This window comes from Lysobacter sp. OAE881 (assembly GCF_040546665.1).
Taxonomy (GTDB): Bacteria; Pseudomonadota; Gammaproteobacteria; order Xanthomonadales; family Xanthomonadaceae; genus Lysobacter_J; species Lysobacter_J soli.
Window position 1 is genome coordinate 742478 of sequence record NZ_JBEPOG010000001.1, and the last position, 21404, is coordinate 763881.

A 21404-nucleotide genomic window follows, 5' to 3' on the forward strand; every position below is an offset into this window, starting at 1 on the left:
GCAAAGTTCGACGAGCGCGGGAGCGTCAAAAAATGTGCCAACTCCCTGGGTTGCTTACGCTCGCCTGGCTACGTCCCGCTAGTGAGCATGATCGTAGAGCTGTCCCGGGATCAAGGGATCCTCAAGGCCCCCGGCCTCCAGCCAGATCCGCGTGGATTCATAGGCGCGCACGATCAGGCTTTGAGCGGCTGAGTAGTCGTAGGGCGATGTCGCCAGCGGACAGAGGCTTGGGACAATGCGCAGTTCGATGTGGCTCCCAAGCCAATGTTCGGCGTCCCGGGTGAGTTGCCCCGCCGCGAGCTTCGCTACAGCGTGCATGGCCCGGCCGACCGCTCCCCGTGGTACCTGTCTCGGGGCGCAGGTGTATCCCGTTGGCAGCACAATCACGCGCTTCGCACCGAGCGCTACTGCCACGGAGATGGGGGCGTTGTTGGCGACACCGCCATCCACCAGCATGTAGGGACCAATCTTGACCGGCGGAAAGATGCCGGGGATTGCGGTGCTGGCCAAGACCGCATCGACGACCGAACCGTTCGACAGGACCACCTCGCGGCCACTCGTTATATCCGATGCCACGATATGGACGGGCATGGTTGCAGCTTCAAGCAGCGCATATCGCAAGTGCCTTTCAAGGAGGGAACGCAGTCCTTGCGACTCCACCAGATACCCCCGGCTTCCAAACAGACCGGTCACCACGCTGCGCAGTTGAATGGGCATGACTTCCCTGCGGCGCACAGAGCACCATAGTTGTTGAAGTTCCTGCACTCCGCCAGACGTCGGGTTACCGGCGAAGTACGCCGCATTGATCGCCCCGGCAGACGTCCCGACGAGGAACGCGGGGATTTCATTCCATTCGAGTAGCGCGGAGAGCATTCCCACTTCAACTGCGCCCAGACTGCCCCCGCCCGCAAGCACGAAAGCAGTTGGGGACGACCGGGCGATCTGTGGAGCATCCATGGCTCAGGCCCCGCGTTCTTTGCTGGTTGTGTAAGAAGGTCTCGGAGGGCACTCGTACCGTGCCAACGCATGCCGCCGCGTCCAGGCGACGCAGCGGCAGCGTGAAGTGCTTTACAGACCGTCGTAGACCAGGCGCGTGAAGAATGCCGGGTCGATGAGGAACTGGCCCCACTTGGCATCGAACTGCGACGAAGGCTTGGCCGCAATCACCGCGTCGCGATCCTTGCCCTGCTTCTTCAGCTTGGCCACGTTGTCCCGGATCGTCTGCAGCATCGTCCGATACTCCTCCAGATCGGCGCGTGTTGCAGGCGGGCCATGTCCGGGAATCACGATCGTGCGGGGGCCAGCCATCTTCAGACTCAGGTCCGCTGCCCGAATCATGCCGTCGATGCTGCCGCCGTGCTCGTTGTCGATGAATGGATAGATGCCATTCCAGTACGTATCACCCACAAAGAGGACATCGGCATTCTTGAAGTAGACGTACAGATCGCCATCGGTATGCGCCGGTGGAATTGCGACGACATCAACCTGCTCGTCACCGACCGCGTACTGCTTTCGATCCTTCACCAGCACGCGCGGCTGGCCGGAGGGCGCCAACGGCTGGAAGGTGTAGCTCCAGTCGTCCACACGCTCGACCTGGGCGACGTACTGCGCAGTGCGCGGGTGAGCGACGATCTCCGCGCCGGCGTCATGCAGCCAGGCGTTTCCATCCGTATGGTCCCAATGCCAATGCGTGTTAACGACGTTCGTAACCCGGTCGGCGCTGAGCGAGGCGAGCGCTTTGGCCAGCTTGTCCTTGGAGATCGCGATTCCGGCATCGACCATGAACTTTTCGCCGGGCACAACCAACACGCCAATGTTGCCACCGGATCCTTCCAGCATGGATACGCCGCCACGCAGCGGGGTGATCTTGACGTCCGAGCGTGCCGCCTCGGCGTTGATCTTGATCACCGGGCTGTCCTGAGCGGCAGCGAGTGCGGGCCAGGCAAGCGTCGACGCGATCAGTGCGACGCGGATTGCTCTACCGACGCGACGAGCGATGTCGTCGAAGTGTGCGCGATACATGTCTGCTCTCCTGGTAGTCAGGAGCGGATGAACGCGAGGAGATCCGCGTTCAGGCGGTCACGGTGAGTGTCGGTCAGCCCGTGTGGCGCACCTTCGTACACCAGCAGCTTGTTGTCCTTGATGAGCTTCGTGGACTGGCGAGCCGCAGCCGCGATCGGCACGACCTGGTCGGCGTCACCGTGAACGATCAGGGTCGGGATGTCGAACTTCTTCAGGTCCTCCGTGAGATCGGTTTCAGAGAAGACCTTGATGCACTCGTACGTGCCCTTGTAGCCGCCCATCATGCCCTGCAGCCACCAGAAGTCGATCAGGCCCTGCACTGGCTTGGCACCAGGCCGGTTGAACCCATAGAACGGCCCACTCGGAATGTCGATGAAGAACTGCGAGCGGTTCGCGAGGAAGGCCTTTCGCAACCCGTCGAAGACCTCGATTGGCGTCCCGAGGGGATTGCCTTCGGTCTTCAGCATCAACGGCGGAATGGCCGAAACCAGCACGGCCTTCTTCAGTCGCTTCGTGCCATGACGACCGATGTAGCGGGCGACTTCGCCGCCGCCGGTGGAGAAGCCGATCATCGTGGCGTCCTTGACGTCCAGATGGTCCAGCAACTGTGCGAGGTCGTCGGCGTAGGTGTCCATGTCGTTGCCTTCCGATGGCTGCGCGGAACGACCGTGCCCACGACGATCGTGCGCGATCGCGCGATAGCCATTGGAAGCCATGAAGAACATCTGGGCTTCCCAGCTGTCCGATGACAACGGCCAACCGTGACTAAAGGTGACGACTGGACCAGTGCCCCAGTCCTTGTAGTAGATCTCGGTGCCGTCTTTGGTGGTAAAGGTGCCCATGGTTGCGCTCCGGGGGAGAGGGGTACGGGAGACAGGCGCGGGTGGGGTGGTCGGCGCTTCCTGGCTGCAGCCCACGAGCGGGAACTGCAGCGCAAGAGCGCTCAAGCCGCTGCTGACGAGCAGTGCCCGTCGCAGCTGGTCGACCTTTCCGTTTGGGGGGAGGGTGGACGAGGTCATGGTGAACTCCAGACTGCGGAAACGTTGATGCGGGAACACCACGCTTCACGGCTCGGGTGGGATGCAGCCCGCCGATCGCTCAGCCGCGCGTGGGATGCATTTCGCGCTAGACAACGAAGCATTTCGGACGCTTGATGCCCATTTCTACGCACGTGGCTTCCTTACGACCGACGCACCAAGGGGGCGCCTCGGCGAACAACAAGTCAATGCAAATCCGAGACGGCAGGGACGTAGTTCGCAACAGCAGGCAAGCGCGACGCAACAGCGCGAAACTCGGCGGGCAAAGGAGCGGAGCCTTCAGCCCGTCGTCTTCGGTGGCATGAGCGCGGCGAATTCCTGCCGCGTGGTTGGCTGGCCGTCGATCATCTCGAACACCTGCTTCGAGCGCCCCAAGGTATCGAGCAAGGAGCGGGGACCCTCGAATGGACGGCCGCCAATATGCCAACCATCGGTGTGGAGCTCTTCGATCAGAACCCACACCACCTCACGAAAGGCTTCAGAGCCTTCGCACTTCACCATAACGTCGGTGATCTGCCGGGCCATGTCGTGCTTCTGCTCGGGCGAGAAAACCCCATCTACAAGTTTGATGTTCACGAACGGCATGATCGGTACTCCGCGAGTGGGGGGCTGCATGCCATCTAGCCATGCCAGGCAAGCAGACGCGCGCCAGCTTTGGCGGTCAATACGACTCGCGCCTCCGGCGGTGTAACCCCGCAACTTTGAAAAGGACCAGCGCAACCATGCGCAAATGCGCGCCCAGCGCCGCGCATAGACTCGGTAGCCAAAGATGAGCCGTGCCGCGCGCGACACTTGGCACCTGCCCGATTAGCGCGGGCCGCCCATCTCCGTACTACGGAGGTCACCATGCGCGCCATAGCGCCGCCAGCGTCGCTCTTCGGTACCGTGCTCGGCATCGTTGGCTTGGGCGCGAGTTGGCGGGCAGCTTCCGCGCTGTGGAATGCGCCGAGCCCCATTGGCGAATCCCTTATGGCGGCCGGCGCGATCGTGTGGGCGATCCTGGCCTTGGCTTACCTGCTCAAGTGGCTGCTCCAGCGCGAAGAGGCGCTCGCCGAGCTGCGTCATCCGATCCAGTGCTGCTATATCTCGCTGGTGCCGGCCACGACCACGTTGATGGGTCTTGTGCTCGCACCCCATCACCGCGGTACTGCAGTCGTGCTCTGGATCGTGGGCACCGTCTGTCAGATCGGCTTTGCGGCATACCGCGCCGGCGGCCTTTGGCGCGGTGGTCTCGACATTGATGCGGTGACTCCGATCCTCTTCCTGCCGTCCGTGGCCGCAAATTTCATCAGTTCGATCGTCGCGGGCGTGCTTGGCCTGACCTCGTGGGGCTTGCTGTTCTTCGGTATGGGCTTCTTCAGCTGGATCGTTATTGAGTCCGCGATCGTCTTTAGGCTGTGGACCGCAGCGCCGTTGCCGCTGCCATTGCGGCCCGCGTTAGGCATTCACATGGCCCCGCCGGTCGTCGCATCGGTGGCGTACCTGGTTAACACCGACGGTCCCGTGGATCTATTCGTCCAAGCCATGTGGGGCTACGGGCTGCTGCAGCTGGTGATGCTCGCGCGACTGCTGCCTTGGGTCAGCGACCAGCCATTCTCCGCTTCCTACTGGGGATACAGCTTTGGCGTCACCGCTATCTCGGCAGGCTCACTGCAGATGGCCGTGCGCGGTGGAAGCGAGGCAATCAGCACGTTGGCACCGGTCGCCTTTGTCGTCAGCAATGCCGCCATCGCGGTGCTGACGGTCGGCACTTTGACCCGGATTCTTCAGGGCCGTCTGCTGCCGCCGCGACTGACGGCCGGGCCGGACGTGAGGGAGGCGCCGCCATGACCTCTCACTTCCTCGCACCCGACGCCGGCGCGACATCACCCGATCGCGGAGCGGAGTTGTGTCTGAGCATGTGCTCAGGCTACCTCTTCATGGTGCGTGCGACGGAACGCGCCAGGCGCCAGTCCCGTCTCGCGTTTGAAAACGCGGCTGAAAGCGGCGACCGACTCGTAGCCGACGCGTTCTGCCACCTCGGCGATCGAGACGTTGCGCTGCTGCAGCAAGCGCACTGCGCGGTGTACGCGCCAGGCGGTCAGGTATTCAAGTGGGGCCTGCCCAACAACCGATTTGAAGCGGGACGCGAATGCCGAGCGGGACATCCCGGCGGTGCGCGCCAAGCTCTCGACAGTCCAGTCGGCCGCAAAGTTCGCGTGCATCGCCTCAAGGCTGAGCGCCAGTTGCCGATCGGAAAGAGCGGCGAGCCAGCCGCGCGCCATCTCGTGCGACTGCGCCGAGTACGCACGAAGGGCGTGCACGAACAGCAGCTCGAACAAGCGGCTCACCACGGCCTCCGAGCCCAACCCCGGGCGCTCCGTCTCCAGAGCCAGCAGCTCAAGCACGGATTGGAACGCGAGGCTGCGCGACTGGTCGAGCTTCAAGTGAAGAAGCTTGGGAAGCACGCTCAGCAGAGGCCGTACCTCATCGGTGTCCACGTCAAAGAAGCCGCTGACAAAGGTCGTGAGCGCGCCACCACCACCCACCTCGATCCGATTGCCTACGCGCAGCTTTTCGACTTCGACGCAGTCAATCGTTTGCGAGGCCTCGTCATCGAACATCCGGTAAGGGTCGGCGTCAAACATGATGAACACGTCGCCACCGCACAGCCGAATGGGCTCGGGACGCGACGATGTGGTCAGGACGGCCGACCCGCGCACGACCAGCACGAACTTCACCACCGGGTCGCCCCGCGAGGCCCAACCCCACGGAGCCGTGGCGTCCAGACGCGTGAACTGCGCCCCGCGAATGTTCATTCCGGCAATTACGTCGGACAGAGGGTCCATGCGCCACCTTTGGACGATCAGGCAAAAGATGTGGACGTAATGTTCTGGATCGTCCACACCTTCAACCATAGCATGGACGCTCACAAGGTGAGTCCATGAATAGCGCAATAGAACAGGTAAGGCTACGCAAGGCGAGGTACTGCCGTTCCCTCGACACCAAGCGATGGGAGACGTTCGCCGCATTGTTCGTCGCGGACGCGAAGGCCACGGTTTTCGACCCCGAGGGCGGGCTGATCGCCGAGTTCCATACGGCACGTGCATTCGTCAACGCTGCCCGGGAGTTCCTGGAAGGGGCGCGATCCATTCACCAGGTGCATAACGACGAACTCGAGCTGGTTTCGGAATGCGAGATCAACGCGATTTGGTCGATGGAGGACTACATCGTCTTTCCCCTCGCGCCAAAGGACGCCCCCATAAGCGTGCATGGGTACGGCCACTACCACGAGCGCTGGGTCCTCAAGGACGGGGCGTGGCTAATTTCCAACCTCGAGCTTCGACGCACCATTCTCGAGGTCACTCCTCAACCTACTCAGAAGCAGTCCCCATGAACGACACCCCGATCCGCGTCGGCATCATCGGCGTCCACCCTGATCAGGGGTGGGCAAGCACGGCGCACCTTCCTGCGCTGAAGGCACTCCCTCAGTATCAGGTGCAAGCCGTAAGTCACCACGACGCATCCATAGCAAAGGCCGCGGCGGAGAAGTTCGCGGTACCGCTGCACTTCGAATCGAGTCGCGCCCTCGTCGAGCACCCCGAGGTCGACCTCGTGGTTGTCTCGGTCAAGGTCCCGCGCCATCGCGCGTTGATCATGCAAGCGCTCAACGCTGGCAAGGCGCTCTTCTCGGAGTGGCCACTGGGCGTCGACCTGGCCGAAGCGCAAATGCTGCACGAGGTCGCGACATCAAAAGGACTGGCGTCGTCCATCGGCTTGCAGACGCGTTCCGCTCCCGTGTTCGCGTACGCGCGCGATTTGATCGCGTCCGGCTACGTGGGCGAAGTGCTCTCCGCCACCATGATCGGCTCCGGCATCATCTGGGGCGAGTCCATGAGCGAGGGGTATGCGTACACCCTTGATCCGCTGAATGGCGCAGCCATGGTGAACGTCCCGTTCGCCCACTCGATCGATGGATTGCTGCACGTCCTCGACGCACGTTTCGAGACGGTGTCCGGCCTGCTCAGCAACGCCCGCCGGACGGTCCGGTTGACCGAGACGGGCGTGGAGCGCCCACTGTCGGTTGCCGATCAGATTCAGGTGGTGGGGCGCTTGAACAACGGTGCGAACGTCACGGTGCACTTCCGCGGTGGCCTTTCGCGAGGAACCAATTTCCATGTCGAGATCAACGGCACCCAAGGCGATCTGGTGATCACCAGTCCGGTGGGCTACGTCGGCATCGGGGGCACCCGCCTGATGGGTGCGCGCCTCGACGAGGCGCTGCACGATGTTGAGATCCCGGACGACTACGACCGTTACGGCGAAGTGGGAATGCCGGCGCAGAGCATCGCCATTGGCTACGCGCGGCTGGCTTCGGATCTGCGAGAGGGCACCCGCCTAAGCCCGACGTTTGCGGACGCTGTCGAGTTGCACCGGCTGATCACCGCGATCGAACACAGCGAAGGTGCGCAGCAGCGCCTCTAAACGGCGTTGTCGCACGACACACTATCGAGCTCTGAATATGAAAGCGATTGCGATGTCATCCCCCGGCGGCATTGAAGTACTGACCCTGATCGACGCGGCGGAACCGCGGGCCGACATGGGGCAAGTCCTCGTGGAAGTCGCGGCCTCGGGCGTGAACTTCATGGACACCGGTGTGCGACGCGGGCAGTTCTGGACCGAGATGCCCAACCCCAAGGTCCTGGGGGTCGAGGGCGCGGGCCGCATCCTGGAAATTGGACCCGGCGTCGACGACCTGCAGCCCGGTCAGCGGGTCGCGTGGGTATACGCCCCCGGTAGCTATGCCGAACGCCTGGCTATTCCAGCAAGTGCAGTCGTCCCGATTCCCGATGGCATCGATGACCGCACGGCCGCCTCACTGATGATGCAGGGCATCACCGCCAGCCATTTCGCGACCGAGTTTTACCCGGTACAGCACGGCGACATTGCGCTTGTACACGCAGCTGCCGGCGGGGTGGGGCTGTTGTTGACCCAGATCATCAAGTTGCGTGGCGGCCGCGTAATCGGAAGGGTATCGCACCGGGACAAGGTGGCGACGGCCCAAGCCGCCGGCGCCGATCACGTGATCGTGGATGCTGACGGCAATTTCGCCGAAGAGGTCCTACGGCTGACTCAGGGCGAAGGCGTCGACGTCGTCTATGACGGCTCGGGGCCAGCAACGTTCGAGGGCTCGGTGGCGTCGTTACGCCGCAACGGCACGTTCTGCTGGTTTGGCCCGGTATTGGGTGCGCCTGCGGCGTTCGACCTCACGAGCCTGCCGCGCAGCATCAAGATCGGCTACGCCGTCTTCTTCGATCACGTGCCTACGCCAGAGCTACTTCGCGAACATGCTACGCAGCTGTTCGACTGGGTCTTGGACGGGAAGCTGCGTGTGTCTATCGGTGCCACGTACCCGCTCGCCGCGGCAGCGCAAGCTCACCTCGATATCGAGGGTCGCCGCACCACCGGAAAGTTGCTCTTGATGCCCGCAACCGATCGCTCGGACGCGACGGCCTGATTGCAGCGACGCGAGTCTCGGAATGCCCAGCCGCAAGGCCCGGCTCGCCCACGGCAAACCTTCTGTGTAGGAGATCATCATGAACACCATCATTCCGTCTTCCATGCTCGCATCCGTGCAGGTCGAAGGCGAAGCGCTGCAAGTCCGCTCAGTCCCTGCACCGATCCTGGAGGCAGGACAGGTACTGGTCCGGGTCCAGGCCGTCGGACTCAATCCCCTTGACACCAAGATCCGTGCGGGCAAGGCCGCGCATGCGCAACATCCGCTGCCGGCTATCCTGGGCATTGATATGGCAGGCGTCGTCGTTGCCGTCGGCTGCGGCGTAGAGGGGTTCGCGGCCGACGACGAGGTCTTTGGTATGACCGGCGGCGTGGGCGGCGTGCAAGGCGCACTCGCGCAGTTCGCAGTCGTAGATCCAGCCTTGCTCGCGCATCGCCCCAAATTTCTCACAGCCCGCGAGGCGGCAGCGCTTCCCTTGGTGTTCATCACGGCTTGGGAAGGGCTGGTCGACCGCGCCCGTGTTGCCCCGGGCAAAACCGTGCTCATTCATGGCGGCGCAGGCGGCATCGGGCACGTGGCGATCCAGATCGCCAAAGCGCACGGTGCGACTGTATTTGCGACGGCGAATGCGACGCAGCGGCCCTATGTCGAAAGCCTGGGCGCCACGTTTATCGATTACCAACAGGAGTCGGTGGAGGAATACGTTGCGCGGTGCACCGACGGCGAAGGCTTCGACATCATCTTCGACACGGTGGGTGGCGCGACCCTCGACAACTCGTTCAAGGCGGCACGCCGCTACCACGGCCACGTCGTCAGCGCGCTGGGGTGGGGCACGCACTCCATCGCGCCGCTGTCATTCCGTGGCGCGACGTACTCCGGCGTCTTTACCTTGATGCCATTGTTGAGCGGTCGCGATCGAGCGCATCACGGCGAGATCATGCGCGAGGCATCCCGCCTGGCCGATGCCGGTCAGCTGCATCCGCGTGTCGACCCCAATCGCTTCAGTCTGAATACCGCCGAAGAGGCTTACCAGTACGTCGAATCTGGCGATACGACCGGCAAAGTCGTGGTCGAGATCGAATAGCGATTGCAGGCTTGCTCATTCCTTGTCCGCGCACACATTGCGATCTATATCAGTAAGGTGGCGACCAAATTGGTCGCCACCACGAACGGCCCGCCTCAGGATTCAGAGATCTTGACGAAGCCCTGCTGAACGAGTTCTGTTGTTCTCGCCATCGCGTCGGTATTGATTCTTACGCCCTTCAGTATGTCGGCGTTCGTCCAGCCGTGTGCCTGCGCCGTGGCGCCACACAGCTCGATCTCTACGCCGCGATTCATCAGGCCCGCCAACAATGCCTTATAGGGATTGCCGGTATCGATGTTGCGATCGCTGTTGTACGACAGATCGTGCAGGGTGACGTGACCGGCGTTCGTGTGGAAGACGGCGACCACCTGAGCGGTAGCGCTCCATGCGTCAACATCGTCCATGAGTAGTTTGAGGTGAAACAGCGCCGCGGGAAGGTCCCCCTCGAAGGAGAGCGACGCGATGCTGAAAACGTTCTTTACCGCCGCCAGCTTGACGGGAATGTCGATCCGAAGTTCGTTGGTTGCCATGGTGGATGCTCCGGGAGAGGATGAACCCATTGACCGTGCCCCGCGCGCAGACGGAATCACGAAGTGGGTTCGTGCAGGAAGCGCCAGCCGTCACAATGAGTCAATCTCGCAGCTTGTTTTCGATGCGTGGTTCAGCAATCGCAAGAAAGCACAGCGCAATGCCGCGCAATCGGACGTGAGCTGGTGCTACACCATGAGCTGACGGCGAAATCGTCGGGCGCCCCAAGCCATCAGTTGGACGTACAGAGGTCATCAAGATGTTCACGACCCCATTCGGCTTTCAATCCACTGCTGCGCAGGTGCTGAACGGTGTAGATATTTCGGGTAAGCGCGCCATTGTGACGGGCGCCTCGTCCGGAATCGGAGTAGAGACGGCACGGGCACTCGCCGTCGCTGGTGCTGAGGTCACGCTCGCGGTGCGCGACGTCGAGGCGGGGCACCGCGTCGCGGCCCAGATACGCAACGCAATTGGCAACGCGCAGGTTCAAGTGCGTCCGCTGGATCTATCCGATCTCAACACGGTTCGTGCGTTCACCGAGGGGTGGGCGGGGCCAGTGCACATCCTGGTCAACAACGCCGGCATCATGGCCACACCGACGCTCTTGCGCGGTGCCGGCGGTTGGGAAGGGCAGATGGCGACCAACTATCTGGGCCACTTTGCCTTAACGCTGGGCTTGGAGGCGTCCTTGGCGGACGCAGGCGGTGCGCGCGTCGTGTGCCTCAGTTCGAGCGCGCACTTGCTGGCGCCGGTGATCTTCGACGACCCGCACTTCAACTTCGTCCACTACGACCCGTTGGTGGCATACGGTCAATCAAAGACCGCGTGTGCGTTGCTGGCCGTCGGAATCACGCATCTGTGGCGCGAAAAGTACGGGGTCACCGCCAACGCCGTGAACCCCGGGGCGATCGCCACCAATCTGCAGAAGCACATGGGCGGACTAAGGACGCCAGAGAACCGTCGAAAGACCGTCGAGCAAGGGGCGGCTACCACGGCTCTTCTAGCGGGATCGCCGCTGCTCAACGAGACGAGTGGGCGCTACTTCGAGGACTGTAACGAGGCTCAACTTGTCCAGGCAAGGCCCGACGACTTCCGCGGAGTGGCTCCGTACGCACTGAATGCCGATAGCGCTGCGAGACTCTGGCAGCTGGGATCGCGCGTGCTCGCAGGAGGCTGACGCGCGCCCGAAGTGTCTGTCGGTGCTGGCAGGCCACCGGTATTCACATGAATCTGTGCCCCGGCCGGGCCACCGGTCACGGTACGGCAGAGCGTCGATCCCGACGGTCGCTCAGTTCGAACCGCCGATTCGAGCAGAGCTGAGGATTAGGCCTGCTTATCGGGGGTAGGAAGGAGCGAGAGGCCTCTGTCTAACCTCGAGCTCGGTGCACCGCGCCGACGGTGTTAATGTCCGCTTTCGACCCAAAGCGGTCATGTCCGAGCGCGCCATTCTGCTCATGGGAGTCAGATGAAGAGCAGACCACTGCGAATCCTTTTTGGAGCAGGAGCATTCGGCATGATTGGGCTCTTCTGCGGAGTCTTTCTGTCGTTGGTGCTGATGGGACCCGACGCGGTTAAAGGCGGGTGGCACGTTGGCTATTGGGTTGGCTTTGCGATCGGCTTGCCGATTTCCATTCGGTACATGAAGTAGGCTGCTGACGTCCGCTTTTGGCCGATAGCGGACAGTGGGGCGGGACGGCCGGCGGCGGGGCTGCTAATGTCCGCTTCCGACCCAAAGCGGACACTCGCGCTGACTCGCTTAGTCCGGTGATACATCGGCTGGCTGGCCGGCCCCGGCTTTCGCTTAGTGTGTGACCTGGATACCCGGACCTAAGGTCCGTCTGTTAAGCGCTGCCTGCAGCAATGGCGCAGGCTCCGCGCAGATCTCGTCACCACTCCTTATCTCAGCTAGCGTTCTCAATAGCGCGAACCGCTCTTACAACGCCGCCAGCCTTTTGAGGAAGACTGGACGACTAACGATCTTGGATGCAGTCACCCGTCAGGACCGCTTAGACCTGTTGATCTGCGTGGCGATGCCTTAGCCAGACCGCGTCCTACTCGGCAAGGGCATGGCATTCTCTGGGACTTTCGTATCATCTCCCTCGGCCCCGATCGAGAGCAGCAGTTATGTCCCAGACCGAACGCCATGTCCTTGTCGGCGGTGGCCAGATGGGAAAGCGGTTGCGCGACATGGACTGGCAGAGCACGGCGCTTGGCCCCGTTGAGACCTGGTCAGAGGCCTTGCGCACGCTCGTGGCGTTGATGCTGGCCTCCAACCAGCCCATGTACATCGTTTGGGGGCCATCGAGGGCCTTCCTTTACAACGACCACTACATGCCGTTCCTCGGCGCCAAGCATCCTTGGGCGCTCGGTCGCGACATCCTCGACGAGGTCTGGCCCGAGATCCGCAAGGAGCTCGAACCGCTGATTGCCTCTGCGGCCTCAGGCGATCCCGTACACATTTCCAACATGCGCCTGGTGCTCGAGCGCAGCGGCTATCCCGAGGAAACCTACTTCTCGTTCTTCTTCGCCCCCGTCCGCGATGCGACGGGCGCGGTGGCCGGCATGTTCGGCGCCTGCAGCGACATCACCGGCCAGATGCAGCTCGAGCGCGATCTCTCCGCGAGCGATGCGCGGCATCGCCATGTGCTGGAAAACATGGACGAGGCGTTTGTGTTGTTCGACTGCGACTTCCACGTGGTGGAAGTCAATCCGGTCGCCGAACGACTGACCGGGCTCCATCGCGAAGAGCTCCTGGGTAGACTGCACTGGGATCTGTTCCCCGGCACGCTGGAGTCGCCGCTCGGCGAGATGTACCTGCGGGCGCAATCCACCGGCCGCTCTGAGAGCATCGAGTACCAGTACACGTTCGAGAACGGGCGCCAGTGCTGGTTCGAGATTCGCGCCTTTCCCGTGGAGGAAGGCCTGGCGGTGTTCTTCCACGACATCACCCAGCGCCGCGAAGAGGCGGAAGCGGCTTCTCTGGCAGCCGAGCGCGTGCAACTGGCACTGGACGCGGGGGCGATCCTGGCGACTTGGGTGTGGCTGGTCGCCGAAGATCGCATCAGCGGCGACGAGCGATTTGCCCATCTGTTCGGGCTGGACGAACAGGCGTGTCGCAATGGCATCCCGCTGTCGATTGCCGTCGACGCCATCCATCCCGACGACCGCGACCGCGTGAGCGCCGCGGTCGAAGCTGCGCTCGCGCGCGGCGGCCCGTACCGTTGCCAGTACCGCGTGCTCACCCGTGACGGCACATGGGCTTGGGTGGAGGCAAACGGACGCGTGCAAAAGGACGAGAACGGCACGCCGGTGCGTTTTCCCGGCGTCCTGCTGGGTCATGACGAGCGACACCGCGTCGAGGCCGAACGCGATCGCGCGCTGGAGCTGCTGCGCACGTTCACCGAGACCGTGCCGGGCGTGGTGTACGCTAAGGACCGCGAAGGCCGACTGGTGGTCGGCAACCATGGCGTGGCGGATCTGCTCGGCGTGCCGCAGTCGCACTTTCTCGGCCGTACCGACCTCGAACTGCTTGCCGACAAGGCGCAGGCCGAGGCCGTGATGACCAACGACCGCCGCATCATGGAGAGCGGCGTCGCCGAGCAGGTCGAAGAGGAGATCCAGCTCGCCGACGGTTCGCCCGCAATCTGGCTGTCGACAAAGGCCCCGTGGCTCGATGAGGAGGGCAAGGTGGTCGGCCTGATCGGCGCGTCGGTCGACATCACCGAGCGGCGGCGCCTAATCGAAACACTGGAACAGGCAGACCGCCGCAAGGACGAGTTCCTTGCAATGCTTTCCCACGAGTTGCGCAATCCGCTCGCGCCGATCCGCACCGCCGCCGAGCTGTTGCACTTGGCGCCCAGCGACGAAGCACGCGTCAGCAAGGCAGCTCAGATCATTTCCCGACAGGTTACGCACATGACCGAACTGGTCGACGACCTGTTGGATGTTTCGCGGGTCACCCGTGGGCTTGTCGATTTCGATCGAAAGCCCGTCGACATGCGTGCTGTCGTCGCTGCAGCGGTTGAACAGACCGATCCGACGGTGCAGTTGCGCCGGCACACACTCATGGTGGAGACCAGCGGCGGGCCGGCCTTTGTGCTCGGCGACTGGCATCGTTTGGTGCAGGTCGTGACAAATCTGTTGAACAACGCCGCCAAGTACACGCCACAAGCGGGTTCCATCCGAGTTGCCCTGATGGTGACGGAAGGCGAAGTGGCGATTGAGGTGACCGACAACGGCGTCGGCATCGATCCCGCGCTCTTGCCGCATATCTTTGACCTGTTCACCCAAGCCGCACGCACGCCGGACCGCACCCAGGGCGGGCTCGGCATCGGCCTTGCGTTGGTACGTAGCATCGTGCGCGCGCATGGCGGAAGCGTCGTCGCTTCCAGCGGGGGCTTGGGGCGCGGAAGCACGTTCCGACTCGTGCTTCCACGGACCAAGGTCGACCTCGAGCCGGTGACGGAAGCCAAGACGTCGCGAGCGTCCATCCAGGCGCGCACCGTGATGCTCGTCGACGACAACCGCGATGCCGCCGATACGCTGGCGACCGTCCTGCGTCTGCTCGGACATGACGTCACGACCGCTGCGGGCGGCCACGAGGCACTAGGCTTGCTGGCAATGCGACCGAGCTGGGACGTTTTCATCCTGGACATCGGCATGCCCGATATGACGGGTCACGAGTTGGTGGGGCGAATCCGCGAGCGCATGGGCGATGATCACCCCGCGCGCTACATCGCGCTGACCGGCTATGGGCAGCAGCATGATGAAGCCGAATCGCGCGCAGCTGGCTTCCATCATCACGTCGTCAAACCGGTCGATATCGATCGCATCGCGACTCTGCTCGTGAGTTGACAGTCGGGGCATCACCTTCGGGCGGACATGCCGCTGAGTGGCCGCTTCCCACCCGAGCGGGACTCACCTGGACCGTCGGATTTCGTCCCATAGCAGCTGGCTACTGCCGACCACTCGTTCCGATATGTGCTTCAGGTTGCGAGATTTGTCACGATGTTCGCGTAGTGCATCGCGATGTTCGGCGAGCTCAGCGAGTGCCTGTGCGAGCCTCTCAGCCGCATCACGTCGGTTTTCCGGGGGCGGCCTCGGCATCTGCGGCATGTGGCTTTCCTAATGCAAGGTAGTGGGACGCGCGTAACAACCGCGCAACTGAATAGTTGTCGGCCCCACAAAGGGTGTTCGATTCTAGCCGTTAGCGGACACAGGAACGTCACCAGACCGGCGATGCTAATGTCCGCTTTCGACCCAAAGCAGCCAGTCGTATGAGCCCAGCGTCTCCATGGAGGAAGAAGGGCCTGGTGGCGGGGATATTGCTTTTCGTCCTCGGCGCAGTTCTCTCCATCACTTTGCATGAAGCACTTGGGTACCTGATGTACCTCGGGGCTATCGTCTTCGTTGTCGAGGGCGCTCTTTGGTTGAAGGCGAAGTACCTGTAGGCGCGACACGTCCGCTCCTGGCCAATAGCGGGCGTTCGACCGGGACGCCCGGCAGCCGGGCTGCTAATGTCCGCTTTCGACCCTAAGCGGACATTCGGCTAGCACCGAAGTGCAGCGTCGCTCGACGGATGGCCGTGGCCGCCGGATCGAGGAGCGAAAGACGCACGACGCTAGAATGCACCAGGCGAAACCGCTTCTTGAGCGGTCGGTCCCGCCTCGAGTTCCACCGAAGGTTGTGAATTGAAAAATATCGATAAACCGCGCTGTAGGCCGGGGAGCCGCTTGTTCATAACAGCCCGAGATCTCTCCATCGGAAACGACTCCCTCGGTTTGCGCCGACCGCAGCGGGTACCATAAGACATGGCCGGTTCTCTTCGCCTTACGTTAGACAGGCGCGCTGCCACCACGCTGTCGGAACAGATTCGACGCGGAATCATCGCGGCGATCGAGAGTGGGTCGCTACCACCCGGAACGCGACTCCCTTCCTGGCGTGATCTTGCGTCGCAGCTTGGCGTTGCTCGCGGCACCGTGAGGGCCGCCTACGACCGACTCTCCGACGAACAGTGGGTCGTCTCAATGCGACCCGGCGGCACTCGCGTGGCGCCGTCACCAGCCCGGAAGCCCCTTGGGGTGGCACGAGACCACGTGTCGCCTTCCGCTGTCTATCAGGAGATCGTGTCCGGGCCGGCAACCTTTCAGATGGGCGTACCCTCATCGGATAGCTTCCCTGCTGCCCTGTTCGGACGCATCGGCGCGCACGCGGCACGCACACAGGCCCGCGCACCAGTCGTGTATCCGGACCCGCGTGGGGAGCTCGAATTGCGCCGCCGCATTGCAGGTCATCTTGCTGTGGCGCGAGGGATCCAATGCGACGCAGCATCCATCTTCGTGACGGCCGGATTTTCGGGTGCCCTCGGACTCACGCTTAGTATGTTGCGCGCGACAGGTGCCGGGGCATGGATGGAAGACCCGGGTTTTTTCCTGACTCGAAATGCGCTGAATCTGGCGCGGTTCCAGATTGCGCCGATTCCGGTAGACGCAGACGGTCTCGATGTCGACGTAGGGATTGCGCGCGCCTCTGACGCGGTGCTCGCGCTGGTGACACCGGGTCAGCAGGCGCCTACCGGCGCGACGTTGTCGCTCGAGCGCCGCATGCAGCTACTTGACTGGGCACGTCGGGCGGGTAGCTGGATCGTCGAGGATGACTATCTTGGTGAACTCCAATTGCAGAAGCGTGCCGCGCCCGCGCTAGCCTCACTCGATACGAACGGCCGTGTGATCCACATCGGCTCCTTCAGCAAAACGATAAGCCCGGCGCTTCGACTCGGATTCATCGTGGCGCCCGATCGCCTCATCGACCAGTTCAATGAAACAGTGATGTCCCTCGCGCCTGCACCGGCGCCTGCCGTCCAGCTAACGCTCGCGGAATTCATTCGAGAGGGCCATTACATGCGGCACCTTCGGCGGATGAAGCGGCTGTACGCGGCGCGCGGAAAGGCCCTGCAGGACGCTCTCGCGTCGCGCGGGTATCCAAGCCAGATCGGTGGCCTGGCTGTTCTTCTTCCGCTGCCCGACTCGATCGATGACGAGGCTCTGGTTCGAGAGGCGCGCGCGCAAGGTCTGGCGCCCGGAGCACTCTCGTCCTGGTTCAGCGGTCGGGAGGCGCGTCAGCGCGGACTTTTACTGGGGGTAGCGACTGCGCCCGAACAAGATATCCCGGACGCTTGCGATCGACTGGATCGATTGATTAGAAGGCACCGGGACCGGACAGGGCAACGGCCCATAGTCCACTGAAAATATCTGTTTTTGGTTCTTTTCCGTGGACCGTCGGAGGCGCAACCTTGTGCGCGTCCCCCGACCTGGAGTCCACGATGAGCATTAAAAAGCGGTTGATCGCAGTGCTTGCAGCGGCGGTCATAGCTGGCGCGGCTGCTGCCCAGCCCCCGGGAAGTACCTCCACCCCGAAGTTCACGCACCCCCTGCCCAATGTGCCCGGTAAGTCACTCGTGGCGGTGGAGGTGGCCTACCCGCCTGGCGGCAAGTCGGCTCCGCACCGGCACGCCGGCTCCGCGTTTATCTACGCCTATGTCCTGTCCGGCGCGATCGAAAGCCAGGTAGGCGACGCACCTTCGCGCGTCTTTACGGCGGGTGAGTCCTTCTTCGAGGAACCCGGGGCCCACCACAGCATCAGCCGCAATGCGAGTGCTACCGAGCCAGCTCGTCTGCTGGCCGTCTTTGTCGTCGATACCGGCGACCAGCCCCTCACCATCCCAGACTAATAGGTGCCGCCATGTCTCAGCGACTGGATTACACGAAAGTATCTCCCGCAGGCGCGACTGCGCTCGGCCAACTTTACGGTTACGTGTCCCACTCTGGCCTCGAACCGATTCTCGTCGACCTCGTTTACCTGCGCGTAAGCCAGATCAATGGCTGCGCGTACTGTCTCGATATGCACACGCGCGACCTCATCAAAAAGGGCGTGACGATCGACAAGCTCGCCCTGGTCCAGGCTTGGCGCGAAGCTGGCCCGGTCTTCACTGATCGTGAGCGCGCCGCATTGGGCTGGGCCGAAACGGTCACGCGGGTCGCGGACACCGGTGTGCCCGACGCAGACTATCAGGCAGCCACGCTGGTGTTCGCGGAAAAGGAGTTGGTGGATCTCACGTTCGCGATCGGCCTCATGAACACCTACAACCGGCTCGCAATCAGCTTCCGTAACTTGCCCGAAGCATCGCGACGAGCGCAGCAGTGAGGGCCATCTCGTGCAAATCGCCAACATAGCGGGGGTCCATGTCCCCGACAGTGCTCTAGCGCGAGCAGCGACAGAACTGGTTCGCGACACGGAAAGTGAGCTGCTATTCCTCCACTCCATGCGGGTGTACGCCTGGGGCGCTCTTGCCGGACGCGAGCGAGGCCTGAGCTTCGATCCCGAACTGCTGTTTGTGGGTGCAATGTTCCACGACCTAGGCCTGACAGACGAATATCGAGACAGCAAATTGCGCTTCGAGGTGGACGGCGCCAACGCAGCAGCAGCGTTCCTGCGCACGCATGGCATCGAGCAACGCGATATCGACAAAGTATGGACAGCCATCGCGCTGCACACCACCCCGGGAATACCACAGTTCATGCATCCAGAAGCTGCTTTGCTGCACGTCGCTGCTGGCATGGATGTGGCAGGCCGTGCCTACGCTGAGTTCACCGACCAGGAGCGCGAAGCCGTAACGGCTGCTTGGCCACGAGCTCACAACTTCAAGCACGCGATCATCGATGCCTTTTACGAAGGCCTAAAGCACCGTCCGGAAACAACGTTCGGGACGTTCAACGATGACTTCCTTGCATACAAAGACCCCGGCTTCAGACGAGGGGATATGTGCGGGATCATCCTGAATTCGCCGTGGGCGAGTTGAGCTCTTAATGTCCTTCCCGAATTTGACGTAACGATCATGACGCAACGAACATTCCTCATCACCGGAGCGACCAAGGGCATCGGGCGTTCGCTATCACAGCGGCTCGCCGCCCGGGGGCACCACGTGGTCGGCATTGCACGAAAGGCTGATACCACCTTTCCCGGCACTCTCGAGTCAGTCGATCTGAGCGATACACGGCGTGCGCAAGGCGCACTCGAAGCGTTGGCGCGGCACTATTCATTCGATGGCGTTGTCAACAACGTCGGTCTAATCAGGCTGCATGCCCTCGGTGAGATCGATCTGAATGACGTTGACGACATGATCCGCGTCAATGTTCATTCGACGATTCAAACAGTCCAGGCCCTCTTGCCAGGCATGAGGGAGAAGGGCTGGGGCCGAGTCGTGAACGTCAGCAGCCTGGTCACAACCGGAATCGCGCTACGTAGCGGTTACGCTGCAGCAAAGGCAGCAGTGAACACTCTCACCAGGACGTGGGCGCTCGAGCTTGCGACGACAGGCATCACTGTCAATGCCGTCGCGCCCGGCCCGATCGAGACGGAACTGTTTCGTCAGAATACGCCGGTGGGAAGCGACGCCGAAGATAAGTTCCTATCGATAATTCCCATGGGGCGATTCGGTAGACCCGAAGAGGTAGCTGCGACAATCGAATTCCTCTTGTCCGACGCGGCGGGCTTCATCACGGGACAAACGCTCTTCGTGGACGGCGGAGGCTCGATCGGGCGCACTATTGCATAGCGCGTGCGCCTGGAGACGCTCAGCACGAGCGGCTGCCGACGGCGACCTGCCAGCACGACCCCGCATGGAGGAGCCCCGCCGCTGCGCTGCGGGTAGAAGTCGATGGCTCGAGGCGAGAGAACGGGCGCGCGCAGCAGTCCATCCGCCCTGAGAATGTGAGGTCTGAAGGCGACCGGTTAAAGACTATCAAGGCTCCCGCACGTGTCCGCTTCTGGCCGATAGCGGACACTGGGAGCAGGTCGAGGCTGGATCGGATGCTAATGTCCGCTTTCGACCCAACGCGGACACTCAACGGCTCGCGACTGACACGAAGCTTATGTTTCTCGCCCTAAGGCGGTTCAGCGAGCACGACTGTTCACTAGGTGAAGCGGAGTCTGCTATGGCGAGGCTCATCTACATGCTGAGTTTTCGCGTGGTGTTGTCCCTCTTCACAGGCAAAGGCGTAGTCTGTTCCTTGCACAATGCCGTGCGAGTTGCGGCTTATCCTTGGAGGGCCTCGTGCACCTCCCCGCGCGAGGACATCATGAACATTCGTGTCTACTCAGCGCCTAAGGGCTATGTGCTCGTAGACGCCTTTACGTCCGCACCCAAGACTGTGCCCCCAGCCCAACTGGTGTTTAGCATCTCGGGTGATCGCTTGCCTCTACCAGTCGAACAGATGCTGGAATGCGCGGTTGCGCAGAGCGGGATGCTTGAGCTTCGCGAAACGTGGGCGAACTATCTTTTTGGCGAGTACCCAGGTTGGGAGCGACACGAACGTCGTGCCCAGGAAGTGGTGGGATGAGTCATGAACTCGACCCCCATTAAGACGTGCCTCCAGATCGTTCGGGTGGTGACGATGCCCAAAATCGAGCGTGCTTCTCGCGTTCTGCGGTCGGCAAGGTGATTCGGATGGCGATCAAGAGCAGTAAGTCTTCTAAGCCGCTGATTGCGATGTTTCGTTTCACGTTGGGCACCGACCAGAGCATCGGCCCTAAGGAGCTGAAGACGATCTGGATGCGGGCGTCGCAAAGGGCCGACGTGAGCGTTGGGTGCGTGGCGGGTCCAAGAGCACAGGACAAGCCAACATACTCGCTCTATGCCACGCAGTCGCTTGAGGGGCTTGCCGAGGTAGAGACGCGCCTTCGCCGGCTGCTAGACCAGAGAAACCTTCGCGCTGCGCTGCTCTGCGTGCATGCGGCGCAGTGTTAGGCAAGTGTCATGTTGAGGCGCACCCGGACACAGCTCCCATCATCGCCTCAATGATGATCATGTTTTATGACCAGCATATGGCTTTGGAGAATCTGCGCTTCTTCGCCAGAGGCGGACAGACACCGGAGTTCTACGATCTGCTCCGTTGGCACGTCCTGGATCTAGCTAAGCTATGGCCGACTTTGCCACTAAGTGACGAAGAGAACCTCGTGCTGGCTGGCAGCAAGGGCAGGCTGCTCTGTGAACTAGCCTATCTACGTAGTCTGGCAGTCTTGGAGAACGGGCCTGGGCTTTCCAACGGAACGCCCTCGTCGTTGGCTAGAGGGCGCCAAATGGCAGGGCCGCAAGACGATCAACCTCTCGCCGCGCCCTCTCTATGACCAACGCGTATGCCCCGATCGCTCCACCAGCAGCGCTGGGAAGTCTCGCGAA

General features: G+C 62.4%; 19 protein-coding genes. 13 read left to right on the plus strand and 6 right to left on the minus strand.

Features of this window, described 5'->3' with window-relative positions; all coding sequences use genetic code 11:
* Nucleotides 1–78 precede the first annotated feature (78 nt).
* The 4 genes from ABIE51_RS03350 to ABIE51_RS03365 all read right to left on the minus strand — a co-directional run bounded on the left by ABIE51_RS03350 (nucleotide 79) and on the right by ABIE51_RS03365 (nucleotide 3644).
* Entirely contained in the window at nucleotides 79–957 is an 879-nt protein-coding gene (locus ABIE51_RS03350; protein WP_192632225.1) for a patatin-like phospholipase family protein, read from the minus strand.
* A gap of 111 nt (nucleotides 958–1068) precedes the next feature.
* Nucleotides 1069–2022: an MBL fold metallo-hydrolase gene (locus tag ABIE51_RS03355; RefSeq protein ID WP_192632226.1), complete on the minus strand. Its 954-nt coding sequence runs from the start codon at nucleotides 2020–2022 to the stop codon at nucleotides 1069–1071.
* A gap of 17 nt (nucleotides 2023–2039) precedes the next feature.
* Nucleotides 2040–3041, minus strand: coding sequence for an alpha/beta fold hydrolase (locus ABIE51_RS03360; protein WP_425603127.1), 1002 nt, complete (start codon nucleotides 3039–3041; stop codon nucleotides 2040–2042).
* Nucleotides 3042–3338: 297 nt separating this feature from the next.
* Nucleotides 3339–3644: a tautomerase family protein gene (locus tag ABIE51_RS03365; protein WP_192632228.1), complete on the minus strand. Its 306-nt coding sequence runs from the start codon at nucleotides 3642–3644 to the stop codon at nucleotides 3339–3341.
* 261 nt (nucleotides 3645–3905) lie between these two features.
* Between ABIE51_RS03365 and tehA the strand changes: the two genes are divergently transcribed.
* Complete coding sequence (gene tehA / locus ABIE51_RS03370; protein WP_192632229.1) at nucleotides 3906–4889, plus strand: dicarboxylate transporter/tellurite-resistance protein TehA; 984 nt, start codon at nucleotides 3906–3908, stop codon at nucleotides 4887–4889.
* 74 nt (nucleotides 4890–4963) lie between these two features.
* Here tehA and ABIE51_RS03375 read toward each other — a convergent pair whose 3' ends face one another.
* Nucleotides 4964–5944, minus strand: coding sequence for an AraC family transcriptional regulator (locus ABIE51_RS03375; RefSeq protein ID WP_277801487.1), 981 nt, complete (start codon nucleotides 5942–5944; stop codon nucleotides 4964–4966).
* A gap of 38 nt (nucleotides 5945–5982) precedes the next feature.
* Here ABIE51_RS03375 and ABIE51_RS03380 point away from each other — a divergent pair, with 38 nt between their 5' ends.
* The 4 genes from ABIE51_RS03380 (at nucleotide 5983) to ABIE51_RS03395 (ending at nucleotide 9640) form a co-directional block, all read left to right on the plus strand.
* Nucleotides 5983–6435: a nuclear transport factor 2 family protein gene (locus ABIE51_RS03380; protein ID WP_192632230.1), complete on the plus strand. Its 453-nt coding sequence runs from the start codon at nucleotides 5983–5985 to the stop codon at nucleotides 6433–6435.
* A complete protein-coding gene (locus ABIE51_RS03385; protein WP_192632231.1) occupies nucleotides 6432–7523 on the plus strand; it encodes a Gfo/Idh/MocA family protein in 1092 nt (363 codons plus the stop codon). Before ABIE51_RS03380 ends, ABIE51_RS03385 begins: the two co-directional genes overlap by 4 nt.
* A gap of 37 nt (nucleotides 7524–7560) precedes the next feature.
* Nucleotides 7561–8556: a quinone oxidoreductase family protein gene (locus ABIE51_RS03390; RefSeq protein ID WP_192632232.1), complete on the plus strand. Its 996-nt coding sequence runs from the start codon at nucleotides 7561–7563 to the stop codon at nucleotides 8554–8556.
* Between the two features lie 79 nt (nucleotides 8557–8635).
* Nucleotides 8636–9640, plus strand: a complete 1005-nt coding sequence (locus ABIE51_RS03395) for a zinc-dependent alcohol dehydrogenase family protein (protein ID WP_192632233.1) — start codon at nucleotides 8636–8638, stop codon at nucleotides 9638–9640.
* A gap of 95 nt (nucleotides 9641–9735) precedes the next feature.
* Here the strand turns inward: ABIE51_RS03395 and ABIE51_RS03400 are convergent, their stop codons facing one another.
* Nucleotides 9736–10170: a DsrE family protein gene (locus ABIE51_RS03400; RefSeq protein ID WP_277801485.1), complete on the minus strand. Its 435-nt coding sequence runs from the start codon at nucleotides 10168–10170 to the stop codon at nucleotides 9736–9738.
* Between the two features lie 257 nt (nucleotides 10171–10427).
* On the opposite strand from ABIE51_RS03400, the gene ABIE51_RS03405 reads away from it, so the two are divergent.
* The 8 genes from ABIE51_RS03405 to ABIE51_RS03445 all read left to right on the plus strand — a co-directional run bounded on the left by ABIE51_RS03405 (nucleotide 10428) and on the right by ABIE51_RS03445 (nucleotide 20972).
* On the plus strand, nucleotides 10428–11345 hold the full coding sequence (locus ABIE51_RS03405) for an SDR family NAD(P)-dependent oxidoreductase (protein ID WP_192632235.1): 918 nt from the start codon (nucleotides 10428–10430) through the stop codon (nucleotides 11343–11345).
* Between the two features lie 947 nt (nucleotides 11346–12292).
* Nucleotides 12293–15022, plus strand: coding sequence for a PAS domain-containing protein (locus ABIE51_RS03410; RefSeq protein ID WP_192632236.1), 2730 nt, complete (start codon nucleotides 12293–12295; stop codon nucleotides 15020–15022).
* Between the two features lie 956 nt (nucleotides 15023–15978).
* Nucleotides 15979–17412, plus strand: coding sequence for a MocR-like pyridoxine biosynthesis transcription factor PdxR (pdxR, locus tag ABIE51_RS03420; RefSeq protein WP_192632237.1), 1434 nt, complete (start codon nucleotides 15979–15981; stop codon nucleotides 17410–17412).
* A 77-nt stretch (nucleotides 17413–17489) separates the two neighbouring features.
* On the plus strand, nucleotides 17490–17897 hold the full coding sequence (locus ABIE51_RS03425; protein ID WP_192632238.1) for a cupin domain-containing protein: 408 nt from the start codon (nucleotides 17490–17492) through the stop codon (nucleotides 17895–17897).
* 11 nt (nucleotides 17898–17908) lie between these two features.
* On the plus strand, nucleotides 17909–18370 hold the full coding sequence (locus ABIE51_RS03430) for a carboxymuconolactone decarboxylase family protein (protein ID WP_192632239.1): 462 nt from the start codon (nucleotides 17909–17911) through the stop codon (nucleotides 18368–18370).
* A gap of 10 nt (nucleotides 18371–18380) precedes the next feature.
* Complete coding sequence (locus tag ABIE51_RS03435) at nucleotides 18381–19025, plus strand: HD domain-containing protein (RefSeq protein ID WP_192632240.1); 645 nt, start codon at nucleotides 18381–18383, stop codon at nucleotides 19023–19025.
* A gap of 36 nt (nucleotides 19026–19061) precedes the next feature.
* Nucleotides 19062–19781, plus strand: a complete 720-nt coding sequence (locus ABIE51_RS03440) for an SDR family oxidoreductase (RefSeq protein WP_192632241.1) — start codon at nucleotides 19062–19064, stop codon at nucleotides 19779–19781.
* A gap of 891 nt (nucleotides 19782–20672) precedes the next feature.
* Entirely contained in the window at nucleotides 20673–20972 is a 300-nt protein-coding gene (locus tag ABIE51_RS03445; RefSeq protein WP_192632242.1) for a hypothetical protein, read from the plus strand.
* The last annotated feature ends 432 nt before the right edge of the window (nucleotides 20973–21404 follow it).

What these genes read in the sequence shown, in the direction of transcription:
- tehA (WP_192632229.1), top strand. Translation starts at nt 3,906, where the DNA reads ATGCGCGCCATAGCGCCGCCAGCGTCGCTCTTCGGTACCGTGCTCGGC.
- ABIE51_RS03390 (WP_192632232.1), top strand. Translation starts at nt 7,561, where the DNA reads ATGAAAGCGATTGCGATGTCATCCCCCGGCGGCATTGAAGTACTGACC.
- ABIE51_RS03445 (WP_192632242.1), top strand. Translation starts at nt 20,673, where the DNA reads ATGGCGATCAAGAGCAGTAAGTCTTCTAAGCCGCTGATTGCGATGTTT.
- ABIE51_RS03350 (WP_192632225.1), bottom strand. Translation starts at nt 957, where the DNA reads ATGGATGCTCCACAGATCGCCCGGTCGTCCCCAACTGCTTTCGTGCTT.
- ABIE51_RS03410 (WP_192632236.1), top strand. Translation starts at nt 12,293, where the DNA reads ATGTCCCAGACCGAACGCCATGTCCTTGTCGGCGGTGGCCAGATGGGA.
- ABIE51_RS03440 (WP_192632241.1), top strand. Translation starts at nt 19,062, where the DNA reads ATGACGCAACGAACATTCCTCATCACCGGAGCGACCAAGGGCATCGGG.
- ABIE51_RS03360 (WP_425603127.1), bottom strand. Translation starts at nt 3,041, where the DNA reads ATGACCTCGTCCACCCTCCCCCCAAACGGAAAGGTCGACCAGCTGCGA.
- ABIE51_RS03405 (WP_192632235.1), top strand. Translation starts at nt 10,428, where the DNA reads ATGTTCACGACCCCATTCGGCTTTCAATCCACTGCTGCGCAGGTGCTG.
- ABIE51_RS03380 (WP_192632230.1), top strand. Translation starts at nt 5,983, where the DNA reads ATGAATAGCGCAATAGAACAGGTAAGGCTACGCAAGGCGAGGTACTGC.
- ABIE51_RS03430 (WP_192632239.1), top strand. Translation starts at nt 17,909, where the DNA reads ATGTCTCAGCGACTGGATTACACGAAAGTATCTCCCGCAGGCGCGACT.
- ABIE51_RS03400 (WP_277801485.1), bottom strand. Translation starts at nt 10,170, where the DNA reads ATGGCAACCAACGAACTTCGGATCGACATTCCCGTCAAGCTGGCGGCG.
- ABIE51_RS03425 (WP_192632238.1), top strand. Translation starts at nt 17,490, where the DNA reads ATGAGCATTAAAAAGCGGTTGATCGCAGTGCTTGCAGCGGCGGTCATA.
- ABIE51_RS03365 (WP_192632228.1), bottom strand. Translation starts at nt 3,644, where the DNA reads ATGCCGTTCGTGAACATCAAACTTGTAGATGGGGTTTTCTCGCCCGAG.
- ABIE51_RS03395 (WP_192632233.1), top strand. Translation starts at nt 8,636, where the DNA reads ATGAACACCATCATTCCGTCTTCCATGCTCGCATCCGTGCAGGTCGAA.
- ABIE51_RS03355 (WP_192632226.1), bottom strand. Translation starts at nt 2,022, where the DNA reads ATGTATCGCGCACACTTCGACGACATCGCTCGTCGCGTCGGTAGAGCA.
- ABIE51_RS03385 (WP_192632231.1), top strand. Translation starts at nt 6,432, where the DNA reads ATGAACGACACCCCGATCCGCGTCGGCATCATCGGCGTCCACCCTGAT.
- pdxR (WP_192632237.1), top strand. Translation starts at nt 15,979, where the DNA reads ATGGCCGGTTCTCTTCGCCTTACGTTAGACAGGCGCGCTGCCACCACG.